The sequence below is a fragment of the Citrobacter sp. Cpo071 genome, assembly GCF_030332765.1.
In the GTDB taxonomy this organism is placed as follows: Bacteria; Pseudomonadota; Gammaproteobacteria; order Enterobacterales; family Enterobacteriaceae; genus Citrobacter; species Citrobacter portucalensis.
Genome location: NZ_JAOWHE010000076.1, coordinates 31,257 through 46,483 on the forward strand (window position 1 = coordinate 31,257; position 15,227 = coordinate 46,483).

At 54.6% G+C, this 15,227-nt stretch carries 15 protein-coding genes; 7 read left to right on the top strand and 8 right to left on the bottom strand.

What is annotated here, in order from left to right; all coding sequences use genetic code 11:
- Positions 1–53: 53 nt before the first annotated feature.
- Positions 54–347 carry a YicS family protein gene (locus OGY09_RS08400; RefSeq protein ID WP_032945428.1) on the top strand — a complete coding sequence of 98 codons (294 nt, stop codon included), beginning with the start codon at positions 54–56 and terminating at the stop codon, positions 345–347.
- A 37-nt stretch (positions 348–384) separates the two neighbouring features.
- On the opposite strand, the gene OGY09_RS08405 is transcribed toward OGY09_RS08400, so the two are convergent.
- Positions 385–1,332, bottom strand: a complete 948-nt coding sequence (locus tag OGY09_RS08405) for a LacI family DNA-binding transcriptional regulator (protein ID WP_032941556.1) — start codon at positions 1,330–1,332, stop codon at positions 385–387.
- Between the two features lie 292 nt (positions 1,333–1,624).
- Between OGY09_RS08405 and OGY09_RS08410 the strand changes: the two genes are divergently transcribed.
- From OGY09_RS08410 to OGY09_RS08430, 5 genes are all read left to right on the top strand, one after another.
- Positions 1,625–1,939, top strand: a complete 315-nt coding sequence (locus tag OGY09_RS08410; RefSeq protein WP_008786511.1) for a PTS sugar transporter subunit IIB — start codon at positions 1,625–1,627, stop codon at positions 1,937–1,939.
- A gap of 12 nt (positions 1,940–1,951) precedes the next feature.
- On the top strand, positions 1,952–3,283 hold the full coding sequence (locus tag OGY09_RS08415; protein ID WP_008786512.1) for a PTS cellobiose transporter subunit IIC: 1,332 nt from the start codon (positions 1,952–1,954) through the stop codon (positions 3,281–3,283).
- 20 nt (positions 3,284–3,303) lie between these two features.
- Positions 3,304–4,686: a 6-phospho-beta-glucosidase GmuD gene (gene gmuD / locus OGY09_RS08420; RefSeq protein ID WP_008786513.1), complete on the top strand. Its 1,383-nt coding sequence runs from the start codon at positions 3,304–3,306 to the stop codon at positions 4,684–4,686.
- 12 nt (positions 4,687–4,698) lie between these two features.
- On the top strand, positions 4,699–5,001 hold the full coding sequence (locus OGY09_RS08425; RefSeq protein WP_008786514.1) for a PTS lactose/cellobiose transporter subunit IIA: 303 nt from the start codon (positions 4,699–4,701) through the stop codon (positions 4,999–5,001).
- Between the two features lie 205 nt (positions 5,002–5,206).
- A complete protein-coding gene (locus OGY09_RS08430; protein ID WP_286590329.1) occupies positions 5,207–6,586 on the top strand; it encodes a carbohydrate porin in 1,380 nt (459 codons plus the stop codon).
- Positions 6,587–6,647: 61 nt separating this feature from the next.
- Here the strand turns inward: OGY09_RS08430 and nepI are convergent, their stop codons facing one another.
- The 3 genes from nepI to OGY09_RS08445 form a co-directional block, all read right to left on the bottom strand.
- Positions 6,648–7,841: a purine ribonucleoside efflux pump NepI gene (nepI, locus tag OGY09_RS08435; protein WP_032945431.1), complete on the bottom strand. Its 1,194-nt coding sequence runs from the start codon at positions 7,839–7,841 to the stop codon at positions 6,648–6,650.
- A 141-nt stretch (positions 7,842–7,982) separates the two neighbouring features.
- Positions 7,983–8,507 carry an SRPBCC family protein gene (locus tag OGY09_RS08440; protein ID WP_032945432.1) on the bottom strand — a complete coding sequence of 175 codons (525 nt, stop codon included), beginning with the start codon at positions 8,505–8,507 and terminating at the stop codon, positions 7,983–7,985.
- Between the two features lie 99 nt (positions 8,508–8,606).
- Complete coding sequence (locus OGY09_RS08445) at positions 8,607–9,059, bottom strand: DUF1198 family protein (protein ID WP_003827141.1); 453 nt, start codon at positions 9,057–9,059, stop codon at positions 8,607–8,609.
- Between the two features lie 105 nt (positions 9,060–9,164).
- On the opposite strand from OGY09_RS08445, the gene OGY09_RS08450 reads away from it, so the two are divergent.
- Positions 9,165–10,070, top strand: coding sequence for a LysR family transcriptional regulator (locus tag OGY09_RS08450; RefSeq protein ID WP_032945433.1), 906 nt, complete (start codon positions 9,165–9,167; stop codon positions 10,068–10,070).
- Between the two features lie 47 nt (positions 10,071–10,117).
- Here the strand turns inward: OGY09_RS08450 and uhpT are convergent, their stop codons facing one another.
- From uhpT to uhpA, 4 genes are all read right to left on the bottom strand, one after another.
- On the bottom strand, positions 10,118–11,509 hold the full coding sequence (gene uhpT / locus OGY09_RS08455; protein ID WP_008786520.1) for a hexose-6-phosphate:phosphate antiporter UhpT: 1,392 nt from the start codon (positions 11,507–11,509) through the stop codon (positions 10,118–10,120).
- Positions 11,510–11,651: 142 nt separating this feature from the next.
- Complete coding sequence (locus OGY09_RS08460) at positions 11,652–12,980, bottom strand: MFS transporter (protein ID WP_032945434.1); 1,329 nt, start codon at positions 12,978–12,980, stop codon at positions 11,652–11,654.
- A gap of 9 nt (positions 12,981–12,989) precedes the next feature.
- A complete protein-coding gene (gene uhpB / locus OGY09_RS08465; protein ID WP_032945436.1) occupies positions 12,990–14,492 on the bottom strand; it encodes a signal transduction histidine-protein kinase/phosphatase UhpB in 1,503 nt (500 codons plus the stop codon).
- Entirely contained in the window at positions 14,489–15,082 is a 594-nt protein-coding gene (uhpA, locus tag OGY09_RS08470) for a response regulator transcription factor UhpA (protein ID WP_003023923.1), read from the bottom strand. Before uhpA ends, uhpB begins: the two co-directional genes overlap by 4 nt.
- Positions 15,083–15,227: the final 145 nt, after the last annotated feature.

The following is a 15,227-nucleotide window of genomic DNA, read 5'->3' on the forward strand; positions in this document are numbered from 1 at the left end:
GCCGTCTACACTTACTCTTGAGATGATGCGCATAGACAACAAGGATTATTATCATGAAACGAGTCATTTTTCCGATTATTGCCGTCCTTTTCACGCTACCCGGTCTGGCACATGCCGACTCGGCTTATGGCAGTCTGCAGGCTGTACACGAAAAGAATACTGTTATGAAGGATTTACGTAAGATTTGCACCCCGCAAGGGTCGCCATCTGATGAGGTGTGGGAAAAAACGATTATGGCTGATACGCGTAATCAGCAGTACATCCGCGAAGCCATTCTGGCAATTCAAAGAAACAATCAAAACAACTACTGGGAAGCGCTTGGCAAAGTTGAATGCCCGGATTTATAGGCGTGAAGCGAAATAGCCCCACGCCAGAGGGAAAGCGTTAACGCTGAGGAATAATTAAGTCGCCGCGCAGCACGTACGACCCCAGCACGCTCTGGGTTTTCTCGTTAAGCCAACTGACGATCCGCGCCGCCATGGCGTCCATGGAATATTCAATCGCCGGGATCGTAGGGATTCCCGGCAGATGCAGCGAACCGGCCAGGCTAAAGACCATAATGTCTTGCGGTACTGATTTATTAAACGCCTGCAACTGCGGGATCACCCGCTGTGCCTGCTGTTCATCCGCCACCAGCAGCGCGTTAAAATTCAGCGTTGACGCGTTGTTCAGCAGCTCCTGCAAGGCCACTGACGATGACGTTGCAGCCATAAATACCAGGTTACGGTTAAACGGCAGGAAGTTTTTTTCCAGCGCGTGTTTATAGCCCAACAGCACCTGATCGGAGAAACCCATCCCGTCCGGATGAATTAAAGCAATCTGGCGTCGGTTCTGACTTATCAGGTAGTTACAGGCGGTTTCGGTAGCGAACTCATGATCGAACTGGATGCTGTTGACGTCATCGCCGGAATCCAGACAATCCACCAGAATGACATTCTCCTGATTGATGTTCAGCGGAAAACGCGCGCCAATAATCAGGACGTCATCGCACAAGCCGCAGCTTAATTCATCAAGAGCGCTCATGACTTCCGCTTTGGTATTGGCAAAACGCAGCAGCAGGTGCTTTTGATGCTGGCTAAGATGCTTTTCCAGCGCGTAGAGATAACCCGTGGTCTGATTAATGTTGTCCTGCGCGCATATCACGCCGATACAGCCCGTAGACTGGCTGAGTAGCGACTGCGCAATCACGTTCGGACGATAATTGAGTTCATCCACCGCTTTCAACACGGCGAGGCGGCTGGCCTCTTTTACGCCACGCGATCCGCTCAACACGCGTGACACAGTGGCTTTTGACACGCCAGCCAAACGCGATACATCGTTGATAGTAGACATCATTCTCCCCTGACAGGACCCGCCTGGCCCTTTCCATCCTGAATTTAACATTGGCTCAAATAATCGCCATCCGCAGTATAGCTGTTTCCGTTTTTCATGGAAACCGATTTTCCATTTGGACTCAAAAAGAGATCTTCACAGCTAATTTCGTGAGCTAAATCCAAATAATTAGCCTTATAAGAATAAGATCTTGATGGCCGTCACAGTTCTGTTTCCCATGAATGGAAACCGGTTTCCGTATGATATCAAATCAGACTCGCAATAAGTTTTTACATTTAAAGGATGGTTCACTATGTTCAGGATTATGTTGTGTTGTTCGGCAGGGATGTCCACCAGCTTGCTGGTTCGCAAAATGGTTGAAGAGGCAGAGTCTCGCGGATTGCCTGTGAAGATTGAGGCCTACGGCGTTTCCGAATTTGACATTCAGTTTCCAAATTACCAGGTGGTGCTACTCGGCCCCCAGGTAAAGTACATGCTTAATACGCTCTCCGAAAAGGCTGCCACCCAGGGTATACCCGTAAAAGCCATAGATATGATGGATTACGGTATGCAACGCGGTGACAAAGTGCTGGATTATGCTCTGTCGCTGATTGAAGCGACACACTAGAAAGGTGTCATTATGAGTTCGTTATATCAGTCAATGGTTGCCGTCATTGAACAATCCATCACCCCGCTCGCTGGCAAGTTAGGGCAGCAGAAGTATGTGATTGCAATTCGTGACGGTTTTACGGCGGCGCTGCCGTTTATGATCATCGGCTCCTTCATGCTGGTGTTTATTTTTCCGCCGTTCTCTGCCGATACCACCAACAGCTTTGCCCGGGGCTGGCTCGATTTCTCGGCAACTTATCGTGAACAGCTGATGCTGCCGTTTAACCTCAGCATGGGTGTTATGACGTTCTTTATCTCCGTGGGCATTGGTGCCAGCCTGGGCCGTCAGTTTAACCTCGATCCGGTGATGTCTGGCCTGCTGGCCTTTATGGCGTTTTTACTGGTTGCTGCACCCTATGCCGACGGTAAAATCTCGACGCAGTATCTTTCCGGTCAGGGTATCTTTACCGCCCTCATCACCGCCATTTACTCCACCCGTATATATGCATGGCTGAAGCAGAATAACGTGACAATCCGCCTGCCGAAGGAAGTCCCGACCGGCGTCGCGCGTTCATTCGAGATCCTCATTCCGGTACTGGTGGTGATTGCGACCCTGCATCCGCTGAACCTGTTTATCGAAGCACAAACTGGGATGATCATCCCGCAGGCGATTATGCACCTGCTGGAGCCGCTGGTTTCCGCTTCTGACTCACTGCCCGCTATTCTGCTTTCTGTGCTGTTGTGCCAGATTTTCTGGTTTGCCGGCATTCACGGCTCATTGATCGTAACCGGCATCATGAACCCATTCTGGATGGCGAACCTGTCCGCTAACCAGGCCGCTCTGGCAGCGGGCGCTGCGCTGCCCCATGTCTATCTGCAAGGTTTCTGGGATCACTACCTGCTGATTGGCGGCGTCGGTTCAACTTTACCGCTGGCATTCCTGCTGCTGCGCAGTCGCGTCGCGCATCTGCGTACTATCGGCAAAATGGGAATTGTGCCTAGTTTCTTTAATATCAATGAGCCTATTCTGTTTGGTGCGCCAATCATCATGAACCCGATGTTGTTCATCCCGTTTGTCTGCGTCCCGCTGGTTAACGCCGTGCTGGCCTATAGCGCCACCAAACTCGGCTGGCTGGCACAGGTTGTTTCACTGACGCCGTGGACTACGCCTGCGCCAATCGGTGCTTCCTGGGCCGCAAACTGGGCATTAAGTCCGGTGGTGATGTGCTTTATCTGTATGGCGATGTCAGCGCTGATGTACCTTCCATTCCTGCGTGCTTACGAACGTTCTTTGCTGAAAACCGAAGAGCAAAAAGCACAGGATGCCGTCTCCGTGGCGAACGCTGCCCGTAGCAACTCATAATGAATCAAGGAGTCAGAACAATGAGATACCGTTTTCCTGAAAACTTCTGGTGGGGCAGTGCCTGCTCAGCGCTGCAAACCGAAGGGGATAGCCTGAACGGCGGCAAAAGCCAGACCACGTGGGACGTGTGGTTCGACCGTCAGCCAGGTCGTTTCCATCAGGGAGTTGGCCCGGCAACTACCTCGACCTTTTATCAGCACTGGAAACAGGATATCGCACTGCTCAAACAGCTGAAGCATAACAGCTTCCGTACGTCTCTGAGCTGGTCGCGCCTGATTCCGGACGGTACCGGCGAGGTTAATCCTGAAGCCGTCGAGTTCTATAACAACGTCATCGACGAGCTGCTGGCACAAGGCATTACGCCATTTATCACCCTGTTTCATTTCGACATGCCGATGGTGATGCAGGAGAAAGGTGGCTGGGAAAACCGTGAAGTGGTCGAGGCGTTTGGCCGCTATGCACAAACGTGTTTTACATTGTTCGGCAACCGGGTTAAGCACTGGTTTACCTTTAACGAGCCAATTGTCCCGGTTGAAGGCGGCTATCTGTATGACTTCCATTACCCTAATGTGGTGGATTTCAAACGTGCAGCCACCGTGGCGTATCACACCGTACTGGCGCATTCGACGGCGGTTCGGGCATATCGTGCCGCAAACCATGACGGTGAAATCGGCGTGGTGCTGAATTTAACGCCTTCCTACCCGCGCTCACAAAATCCGGCGGATGTAAAAGCCGCACACTATGCGGATCTGCTGTTTAACCGCAGCTTCCTCGACCCGGTGCTGAAGGGTGAATATCCGGCGGATCTGGTTGAGCTGCTGAAGGAGTATGATCAATTACCAACATGTCAGCCAGGCGACAGCCAGTTAATCGCCGAGGGCAAAATCGACCTGCTCGGCATCAACTACTATCAGCCGCGTCGCGTGAAATGTCGTGATAGCGCCGTCAACCCGGATGCACCGTTTATGCCGGAGTGGCTGTTTGATTATTACGAAATGCCGGGGCGGAAAATGAACCCCTACCGTGGCTGGGAAATTTATGAGCCGGGTATTTACGATATTATTACCAATCTGCGTGATAATTATGGCAACCCGCGCTGTTTTATTTCTGAAAACGGTATGGGTGTCGAGAATGAGCAGCGTTTTATTCAGCAAGAGCAAATCAACGACAGCTACCGTATTGAATTTGTTTCTGAGCATCTTAAATGGCTACATAAAGGAATTAGCGAAGGCTGTAATTGTCTTGGCTACCATATGTGGACCTTTATTGATAACTGGTCATGGCTTAACGGTTATAAAAACCGCTACGGTTTTGTTCAATTAGATTTAGCAACGCAAAAACGTACGGTGAAAAAAAGCGGCGAATGGTTTGCCCAGACCGCCGAAAATAACGGATTCGATTAGGAAGAGAACAACATGATTGCATTAGAAGAAGCAGTAATGGAAATCATCGTCAATGCCGGGCAGTCCCGCAGTCTGTGCTTTGAAGCGCTGCATGCCGCGCGCGCTGGCAATATTGACGAGGCAAAAAGCCTGCTTCGTGAGGCTGACGGTTACGCCCGTCAGGCTCATCACATGCAAACCAAATTGATCGAACAGGACGCCGGGGAAGCCCGGCAACCAATGACATTAATTATGGTGCATGCGCAGGACCACTTAATGACGTCGTTATTAGCCCGCGAACTGTCAGAAGAAATTATTCATCTGTATCAGCGTTAATCGTTAATTACACATTCAACAACGGAGAAAGCATTACGATTAAATAAAGCAGCCCTGTACCCGTTATTAAATAGACAAATCAACTTGTTTTGGTGATAGCAAATTAAACCGAGACGGGATGGTTATTATCTTAAAATAAATTAATGCACACGCTTATTCAGAATGCTCTACGCAAACTGAAGGGTAAAGTGTCGATGAGATAACCATGAACATGATAAAAAAACTTCCAGTCACGCTGGCGGTCGTCGCCGCGCTGTGCCCAATTTCTGTCCTCGCACAGGAATTCACACAAGAACAAATCGATGCCATCGTTGCCAAAGCCGTCGATAAAGCGCTGGCTGAGCGTCAGGCTAAAATGGACGCCGCCGTGGCGAAAAAAACCGATGTCATTAACGAGCCGCAAAGCGCGGCGCAATCGCCGGATATGGCTATTCCGTTCGGTGTGAAATTCAGCGGCTATGCGCGTTACGGCGCGCATTTCCAGAGCGGCGATCAGAAATACGTTGGCGTTGATGGCTCCTACAACGGTGCTTCCGCTATCGGTCGCCTGGGTAACGAAGGCAACGGCGGCGAGTTCCAGCTCTCAAAAGCGTTCAAAAGCGATAACGGCGCCATCTGGGACATCAACGTGATGATCGACCACTGGGGCGACGAAGTTAACCTGAAAAAAGCCTACGCGGGCGTCACCAACGTACTGGAATCCAATCCCAACGCCTATATCTGGGCAGGCCGCGACTTCCACCAGCGTCCGCAACAGGGTATCAACGACTACTTCTGGATGAACCACGACGGCCAGGGCGCCGGGGTGAAGAACTTCGACATCGGCGGCGTACAGTTTGATGTCGCCACCGTTGCCGCAGTTGAATCGTGCAGCCCGGAAGTGATGGAAGACGAAGCCAACCCATCGCGTATTACCTGTACCGGCGGTTCCGGTACCGGCGATAAAGGCAACTACGCTGTGACGTCAAAAATTCACAATATGAAAGTGGGCCCGCTGGATCTGGAGATCTACGCCAACTACGGTTTTGACTCCAAAGCCGTCGAGAGCGATGACCGCCTGAAAGCCTGGCAGGGCGCATTCGTGCTGAGCCACACCAACGACAGCGGCGTGAATAAAGTGATTGCCCGTTATTCTGATAACTCCGACAACAGCGTCTATAACAAAACCGACGACCTGACTACGGTTTACGCCAGCTTCGAGGGAAGTCATAAGTTTACCCGCCAGGCGCAGGTGGAATACCTGTTAGCGTTCCATGATTACGACAACAGCACCGATAAGAGCGATAACCGTAAGAACTACGGCACGATTGTGCGTCCAATGTACTTCTGGAACGACGTTCACTCCACCTGGCTGGAAGCGGGCTATCAGCGCGTAGATTACGACAACGGCGGGGATAACCACGGCTGGAAACTGACGCTGTCGCAGAACATGTCGATCGCCATGGGACCGGAGTTCCGCCCGATGCTGCGCTTCTACGTCACCGGCGGCAAGGTGGATAACGATCGCACCGCGCGGGTCAACGGCACGCAGGATGAAACGCTGGACGACTTTAACCTTGGTGCCATGTGGGAAGCATGGTTCTGATTAGTGAGTCGTGAAGTGCCGGATACGGCGAGAACGCCTTATCCGGCGAACAACACCGAGATTATTGCATACCTTTTATGCGAACTTTCGCTGCCACCAAAAGCGCCGTCAGCAGCATCAGGCTGCCGGAAAGCATCAGGGGCGACAGCAGTCCGAAGGTATCGAGCGCATAGCCTCCCACCGCTGCCCCGCAGGTATTGGCAAGCTGGATCACGGCGACCTGGACGGATCCGGCTTTTTCTGCCTGATCGGCAAGCGAACGGGTGATCCACGTCGACCAGCCGACCGGTACCAGCGCAAACAACAGCCCCCAAATAATCGCAATACCCGCCGCGACCACTTTGTCGCTGCCCCACAGGATCAGGACCAGCGCACTGAGCGCCAGCACCAGTGGCGCACCGGCTAACGCCAGTTTGACCGAACGCTTCAAAATCATCGACGAGAACGACGTACCAACGAAACTGGCAATACCGAAGCTCAGCAGCACCAGCGTCAGGCCATCAACGTCAAAGCCCGCCAGATTCATATAGATCGGGCGAATATAGGTAAAGAAGGCGAACTGACCAGCAAAGGACATGAAGATGGCAATCATCCCGGCCATCACCCCTGGACGCTGCAACAAGCTGAACATGTTTTGTTTCTGATGCGAAGGTTCACCAGGCAGCGAAGGCAACGCTCTCACCACCCAAATCGTGCACAGCACGCCCATTACCGCCGCCGCATTAAACACGTTACGCCAGCCGATAATGCCGCCCAAAAAGCTCCCCAGCGGCGCGGCAATTACCAGCGCGATGGAGACCGCGCCAAAAATAACCGACAGCGCTTTCGGCACCGTACGTGCAGGAACCAGACGCATGGTCAGCGACGCCGACATCGCCCAGAAGCCGCCAAGCGCCAGACCGAGGCAGGCGCGGCCAACGAGCAGCAGCGAAAAAGAATTGGCAAAGGAAACCAGCAGACAGGAAAGCGTCAGTAGCACCGAAAACAGGATCACCACATAGCGACGATCGGTCGCCTGAATAATTTGCGTCACAAACAGGCTGGCGAACATGGCGACAAATGCCGTCACGGTCACCGATTGCCCGGCCACGCCTTCAGAAATCCCCAAATCCTGCGCCATCGGCGTTAACAGGCTAACGGGGAGAAATTCAACGGTTATCAGGCAGGCAACGCAGAACGCCACGGCAAATACCGCCGACCAGTTAGGTCGGGAATTTGCCTCAGCGCGGGATTTTTGTTCAACAGCTTCACTCATTTTGTTACCTGCGTGGGGTTATTGTAGAAAAGTTACGCAGTGTAACATTAAATTTGTGACGTAATTAACGTTTTGACAACTATTCACCAGAGATCGGCTGCGCCTTATCCGGCCCAGGACAGAGAGCCCTTTCTGGCTCAATTAAGCGTCACGCGCAGCCCGGGCCAGGCCGGTTATCCACTCCTGGTGACCGCTGATCATCGGATTGGGCAGCGTACGTGCCAGTTCTTGTGCCGGAACGCCAATTTGTGATTCCTGGGTCAGAATACGTACGCGCCCGCCGGGTAAATCCTCAAAGAGCCAGGCGTGGATCACATCCAGACGTGTAGTGGCATCGCCTTCCGCCCAGCCATGCCAGGCAACACGCGCGGCCTGGCCGTCAACCGGCGGCACATACTCGGTGATTTGCGCTTCGATGGGGAAACCAAAAGTCGTAAAACGAAAACGGGCATCCATGCTTAACAATGGACCGGAACCGTCGTGAAAACGGATATCCGCCACGTTGCTGTAATACGTCGGCCAGCGCGTTGTGTCATTAAGCTGTGCCCAGACGGCACGGGCGCTCAGTCCGGCAACGATAATTTCATTTGAGGCAAAGTTATCAGTCGTCCCCGGCAGATACGCTGCAGGCCAGATAATTGCACGTTGTTGAGTCGCTTGATTCATGATGTACCTCGTCGTGTGAGTTAACGAGGTACATCATGCTTTCGCGTAAGATATAAAGATAATGACGATTCAAAATAGTCGTCATCATAAATTTTGATATCAGTGCAGCCAGTGCACGCCATCCTCGGGCTGGAAAAAGGCGTTATAGCGCATCTGGAACGCATTAAGCTCCTGCATATCCGGCTCCATCTCGCGCAGAAAACCGAGCGCCAGACGCACCTGCGCGTCGGTAATCGGTGCAGCCAGCCGGGCTTTTTGCAGCCAGCGGTGCCATTGCAACAAGTTCTGCTCACTGCCGTCGACAATAACGATTTGCCAGATCAACAGCACCTGGGCGGCATTTTGTAGATGCGATTCATCAGGACGGTGGAGGTACTGTAAAAAAGCCTCACCCTGTACTTTTCCCATCTGATCGATCATCGATTCTACCGGCACGACATCAATGTTCAGCCGCTCGCTCAGACGGCGAATTGCCCGCCGCGACCCGGACGTTAGCACCCGAAATCCCACCACAAAAACAACCACCAGCGTGGCCAGCATTATCCAAATCATGCGCACATCCATTACCAGACAGGACGCCCATCATAGCGGCAAATTCACCTCTGTCGACGACTGAACGTGTCATAATGTGACTTATCGAACTCGCAGGCAGACATCATGAAATCTGATATCAGAACGCTCGATCTCAATCTGTTAAAAACGCTGGATGCCCTGCTGGATGAACGCAGCGTAACCCGGGCGGCGCAGCGGCTGTCGCTCACCCAGCCTGCGGTAAGCGGTATGCTCAACCGCCTGCGCGACTATTTTGACGATCCGCTGTTTAGTCGCACACCGCATGGCATTGTTCCGACGCTGCGTGCCCAACAGTTGGCCGCCCCGGTCAAACAGATCCTCAGCGATATCGATATACTGCTTAAACCGACACAATTTGACCCGTTCACCGCAGCGCTCACCTTTACCGTCGCCGCTACGGATTACGCGCTCAAAGCGGTTATCGTGCCATTTATTGCCGCGCTTCGCGTGCGCGCACCGGGCATTCGTGTACGAGTGATCCCGGTTGAGCCAGTGCTGCTCACCACACAGTTTGAGCAGGGGAAAATCGACCTGGCATTGCTGACGCCGGATTCCACGCCCGACAACCTGCATAGCCGGGCGTTATATGATGAAGAGTACGTTTGTCTCATGCGTCATGCGCATCCTGATGCGGGGCAACCGCTGACGCTCGATCGCTTCTGCGCGCTGGAGCATGTGCTGGTTTCTTATGAGGGTGAAAGTTTCTGGGGCGTCACCGATGAGGCACTGGCAAGCGTCGGACGCCAACGGCAGATTGGTTTGTCGGTTAGCAGCTTCCTGGTATTGCCGGACATCCTCGCTATCAGCGATATGATTGCCGTTGTTCCTGCCCGTCTGGCGTATGACGACACCCGTATGCACGTTTTACCGCCCCCGCTGCCCATAACCGGTTTTACAAAAAGCATGGCCTGGCATGAACGCACGCATCGCGATGCCGCTCATCAGTGGCTGCGCAATCTGGTACATGAAACCAGCCAGTTTAGAGTATAAAAAAGCCCGCCATTAAGGCGGGCAAAAGTTACCAATGCACACTTAACTTAAGCTACTTTCAATTGTTGAATCTTTTTCTCGCGGCGAATTTTACGTTCTTCAAACACAGCCACGATGGCCATCAAACAGATACAACCGATAGCGGCAGCATCCAGCGCGGCGAAAGTGCCTGCCCAGCCGGTCAGCCCGAAAATCGGCGTGCCGTCGGCAATCATCCCCAAACCGAGCTTGGCGAAGCTGTCACCAATCAGATAAGCGAAAGTGCCTTTAATCCCATCGGCTGCGCCGATCGCTTTTTTCGGCACAAACCCGACTGCCGCAACGCCGATTAACAGCTGTGGGCCAAACACCAGGAAGCCCAGCGCAAACAGCGAAGTCAGATAAACGTACTGGTTGCTGGCGTGCTGATAAACGCCCAGAGTGGCGATAATCAACGCCAGCGCTACACAGGCCACCAGCGCACGACGACCGTTAGCCAGGTCGGAGAGCCAACCCCACATCAGCGTGCCAACCAGCGCGCCCACTTCAAACAGGGTAAAGCCCTGAATCGCCACTTCTTTGGAGAGCTTCAGCTCCTGGAAAGCGTAGACGGTGGACCACTGGTCGATACCGATTCGCACTACGTACAGGAAGATGTTCGAGAAACATAACAGCCAGATCACTTTGTTTTTCAGCACGTACTCAACAAAGATCTGCCATTTGGTCATCTCGTTTTCTTCGGTTTCTTTGTCTTCTTCGCTGATCTCCTCACCGAACAGCTCTTCGGCTTTACCGAGGCCATAAGATTCCGGGGAGTCGCTGCCGTAGCGCAGGCCGATAAAGCCAACAATCAGAGCAATAATCGACGGGAAGATAAACATACCGATGACGTGACCGTCGAACAGATAGTTAGCGCCAAACAGCGCCACGCCCGCCGCACCCGCACCGCCGAGGTTGTGGGAGATATTCCACATGCCGAGGTAGGAACCCCGCTTGCGACGCGGCGTCCATTTAGTAATGGTGGAATAGCTACATGAGCCGCCAGTACTCTGGAAGAAACCGCTCAGCGCGTAGAAAGCGATCATCAAAAACAGGCTGGTTGAACCCGCGCCCATGCTGGCGCTAAAGCCAAGCATACAGATGGCGGAGAGGATCAGCATAAACGGCAGAAACTGCTTGGTGTTTTTGCCATCCGCGTAGTAGGAAACCAGCGTTTTACCCACGCCGTAGGTGATGGAGAAGCCCAGGCCAATCATCCCCAGCTGCGTCATGCTCAGCCCGTAGGTGGAGATCATGTCGTTCTGCGCGATGTTGAAGTTTTTGCGGATCAGGTACATGGTCAGGTAGCCGATAAAGACCACCAGATAGGACTGCATGAATGGTTTGAACCACATTTTGCGCCGCACATCGAGCGGCAGATCCAGGGTCGGCTTGCGCACCTGGTTTAGAAAGGCCAGCATTTGACACTCCCGAGCTAATTTTTATACCTGCGAATAGCAGGCATTGTAAAAATCAGCCGGAAGACGCGCCTGAGACAGCGTCCAGGTGAAACCGGGAAAATTTCTTAGTTTTGCTCCACTCGGGGCAAAAAGGTGAGGTACATCACGCTTCGTTGAGTTCGCGCGGAGCCTGGGCGTTTAAAAATGGCAGCAGCAGCAGCACGGAAATTCCCGCCGCAATAGCGATCACCACAAAGAATCCGGTCCAGTGCCAGACCTCCATCACCTTCGCCAGCGGCCAGCCGGAGAGCGATGCCCCCAGATAAGCAAACAGCCCGACAAATCCGGTTGCCGCGCCCGCCGCCTCTTTGTGCGAACACTCCGCCGCCGCCATGCCGATCAGCATCTGCGGGCCGAAGACGAAGAATCCGGTGGTGAAGAAGCACGCGGCCTGCATCACATAGCTGGCGAACGGCATTAGCCACAGCGAGCCAACGGAGAGCAAAATTCCGGCGGCGAAAATCAGGTTCATTGGACCGCGGTTGCCGTTAAACAGCTTGTCCGAGCCCCAGCCCGCGACCAACGCGCCGATGAAGCCGCCCAGTTCGAACATGGTCACGGCGGTATTGGCAGTGACCAAATCAACGCCAAGTGTCTCCGACATATACAGATTGCCCCAGTCGTTAATCGCGGCACGGACCACGTACACCAGCACATAACACAGTGACAGCAGCCAGATATAAGGATTCAGTAGCACATAACGGGTGAGGATCTCTTTGCGGCTTAGCCCAGCACCTTCCTGCTGTTGGGCAATTTCCAGTTCATCATGCCGCCAGTCGCCAATTGGCGGCAGACCAATCGCCTGCGGCCTGTCGCGCAGCCGCCAGCAGAGAAAAATCCCCACCACAATCGCCAGCAGACCGGCGATCATCATCCCGGCGCGCCAGCCGTAGTGCAGCGCTGTCGCCGCCATCACGATAGGGATCAGCGCCCCGCCGACGTTGTGCGCGGTGTTCCACAGCGCCCACCAGCCGCCGCGTTCAGTACGCGAATACCACGCGGTCAATAAACGCGCGCAGACCGGCGATCCCCAGCCCTGGAAAAAGGCGTTCAGCGCCCACAGCACCGCAAAGGCCCATAGCGAGGTGGAGAATCCAAACAGAATGTTTACCACGCCGGTGGCAATCAGTCCGATGCCCATAAAATAGCGAGCGTTAGATCGGTCGCTGACGATACCGGAAACAAACTTCGACAGGCCGTAGGTGATGTAAAACAGCGTCGCCAGCAGCCCAATGTCGCTGCGAGTCAGCACGCCGCTGGTGAGGATATCCGGTACGGCGGCATTGAAGCTCTTGCGTGTGAAATAGAACAGCGCGTAGCCGAGCCAGATGGTGGTCAGGATATGCCGCCGCCAGTAGCGGTAGAGGGCATCCACTTCACGCTTATCAGTAATGAGCGGCGCACTGGCCGGAGCTTTTAAAAACGAAAACATGACCGCGCCTTACACATATCGCTGGGGTAACGACACGCTGACCCGCGTGCCGTGCGTACAGGAAATCGAGAGCGATCCGCCGAGGGCGCTAATCCGTTCACGCATCCCCGTAAGGCCAAATCCCTGTTGATTCGACCCTGGCGGCAGGCCGCTGCCGTCATCCTCAATCACCAGCATTAGCCGTTCATCCTGTTGCCAGCCCTGAAGCGTCACCGCGCTGGCGTTGGCGTGCTTAACGATGTTGTTCAGCCCTTCCTGACAGACGCGAAACAGCGTCACCCGCTGGCTTTCGCTAAGTGCAGATTCATCAATTCGCCAGTCGAGATGGCTGACGATACCGCGACTTTCCAGCTCCATTTCGCGCATCAGTGAGCGGATGGCCTGCTCCAGCGTGAGATCGTCCAGCTGGCGCGGTCGCAGACGGCCTAACAGGCGACGCACCGAATCGTACACGCCGAGAGAAAGTTGTTCGATGTGCGCCCCGCTGCGCTTCACCCCTGCGTTTTCCGGCGCCAGCCGCTGAACAATACCCGCCTGGGTGCGAATGGCGGTGATGGTCTGGCCGATATCATCGTGCAGTTCGCGCGCCACATCCCGGCGCACGCTCTCTTCGGTTTCCAGCAGGCGTTCCGCCAGACGATGGTTGCGCGCTAATTCGTTTTGCAGCGACTGGTTAAGTTCGCGCAGACGCTGAATACCCGCACCGAGCAGCAGCCCGGTCAGGCTTTGCACCAGCAGCGAGAGCAACAGGTCAACGGGATGATCGTGCCAGGTCTGGCTGGCAATCAGCGCGATGGCGTTCATCAGCGTCGCAATCAGCGCCCCCTGCCAGCCGTAGTGCCAGGCCAGCGCAATGATCGGCAACGCGAGGCAAAACGGCGTGAAGCGCGAAAGCTCGGCGGGTAAACCGAGCTGTAGCCACAGGCTGACGCTAAACAGCAGCAGGTACCAGACCAGATGCCGCCCGCGCCAGTTCACCGGCTGCGACACCACCGCCGGGCCCAGCGGCAGCCAGGTCGTGCTGGTCAGATAGTGCCAGAACACCAGGCAGATCGGCGCCAGCGTTAATCCGCCGGTGAGCGTCAGCAACAGCGCGTTCCACGCCTCTTCACCTTGCCCAAGCCAGGGCAGCGATTGCAGCAGCGCCGCCGCCGTGAGCGCCGCGCCCTGCAACAGCAGCGTGCGCCAATCGCGCTGATGGCGGTATCGCGAAATCAACATCACCGGGAGTAACGTGAGGAAGCTGCCGATCATCAAAAGTGGTAAATGGACCAGCGCCACTTCCTGCGCCAGCCAGAAAAGAAGCAGCCATTCCGCGCCCAGCAGCACCGGCCAGTAGCCGCGCGGACATTGCAGCATCAACCCCAGACGCAGGCCAAACGGAAACAGCAGTACCGCCAGCTCCGGGCGCTCAACCAGATGCAGGCTGATGCTCCACAGGCAAAACCACGCGGCAGAGAAGATAAAGAAGCAGGCAACAACGGTGATTAACCGGGAACAGAGCGTGTTCATTGCCAGCCGTCAAACATCCGGCGGGCCAGTTCGACGTCGTTGCTGACGCCCAGCTTTTCCATCAGGTTGGCGCGATGCACGTGCACCGTTTTCGGCGACAGACCCAGTTCAGCGGCAATCTCTTTGACCGCCATACCTTGCGCCAGTTTTTCCGCCACCTGACGTTCGCGTTTGGTGAGCGGATCCTGACGACCGGCCGCCAGTTTGACGGCGATGTCCGGCGTCAGGTAACAGCCGCCAGTCGCCACGGTATGCACCGCCGCGATCAGCTCATCCGGGCTACAACGTTTAGAAAGGAAACCACGCGCGCCCGCGTTGAGCGCCTGCTCCACCAGCGCCGGGCTGTCGTGGACAGAGAGCATGATAATCGCCATTCCTTTTGGCAACTGGCTTAACAGTTCAAGACCGGAGATATCAGGCATAGAGATGTCGCAGATACACACCTGCACGCCGCGTCCCGGTAATCCCGCCAGCGCCTCACTGCCTGAGCCAAACTCAGCGACCACCTGCAAATCAGGTTCCAGCCCCAGCAGTTGGGCAAAGCCGGAGCGGACGATGAGGTGGTCGTCAATAAGGGCAACGGTAATCATGGGTTCATCCTGGCGCTAAGGCATGCCTGATGGCGCTACGCTTATCAGGCCTACGGGCGGGTGCCGTTGTAGGCCGGATAAGGCATTAATGCCGCCACCCAGCAAAAGCGCTTACCTTAACGATAAGTGCTTTGGTGTTCAAGCC

Bases quoted from the DNA above. Each gene is read 5' to 3' on its own strand.
- OGY09_RS08410 (WP_008786511.1), top strand. From the start codon at position 1,625: ATGTTCAGGATTATGTTGTGTTGTTCGGCAGGGATGTCCACCAGCTTG.
- OGY09_RS08445 (WP_003827141.1), bottom strand. From the start codon at position 9,059: ATGATTTGGATAATGCTGGCCACGCTGGTGGTTGTTTTTGTGGTGGGA.
- OGY09_RS08450 (WP_032945433.1), top strand. From the start codon at position 9,165: ATGAAATCTGATATCAGAACGCTCGATCTCAATCTGTTAAAAACGCTG.
- OGY09_RS08440 (WP_032945432.1), bottom strand. From the start codon at position 8,507: ATGAATCAAGCGACTCAACAACGTGCAATTATCTGGCCTGCAGCGTAT.
- OGY09_RS08430 (WP_286590329.1), top strand. From the start codon at position 5,207: ATGAACATGATAAAAAAACTTCCAGTCACGCTGGCGGTCGTCGCCGCG.
- uhpT (WP_008786520.1), bottom strand. From the start codon at position 11,509: ATGCTGGCCTTTCTAAACCAGGTGCGCAAGCCGACCCTGGATCTGCCG.
- uhpB (WP_032945436.1), bottom strand. From the start codon at position 14,492: ATGAACACGCTCTGTTCCCGGTTAATCACCGTTGTTGCCTGCTTCTTT.
- OGY09_RS08460 (WP_032945434.1), bottom strand. From the start codon at position 12,980: ATGTTTTCGTTTTTAAAAGCTCCGGCCAGTGCGCCGCTCATTACTGAT.
- OGY09_RS08405 (WP_032941556.1), bottom strand. From the start codon at position 1,332: ATGTCTACTATCAACGATGTATCGCGTTTGGCTGGCGTGTCAAAAGCC.
- OGY09_RS08425 (WP_008786514.1), top strand. From the start codon at position 4,699: ATGATTGCATTAGAAGAAGCAGTAATGGAAATCATCGTCAATGCCGGG.
- OGY09_RS08400 (WP_032945428.1), top strand. From the start codon at position 54: ATGAAACGAGTCATTTTTCCGATTATTGCCGTCCTTTTCACGCTACCC.
- OGY09_RS08415 (WP_008786512.1), top strand. From the start codon at position 1,952: ATGAGTTCGTTATATCAGTCAATGGTTGCCGTCATTGAACAATCCATC.
- gmuD (WP_008786513.1), top strand. From the start codon at position 3,304: ATGAGATACCGTTTTCCTGAAAACTTCTGGTGGGGCAGTGCCTGCTCA.
- uhpA (WP_003023923.1), bottom strand. From the start codon at position 15,082: ATGATTACCGTTGCCCTTATTGACGACCACCTCATCGTCCGCTCCGGC.
- nepI (WP_032945431.1), bottom strand. From the start codon at position 7,841: ATGAGTGAAGCTGTTGAACAAAAATCCCGCGCTGAGGCAAATTCCCGA.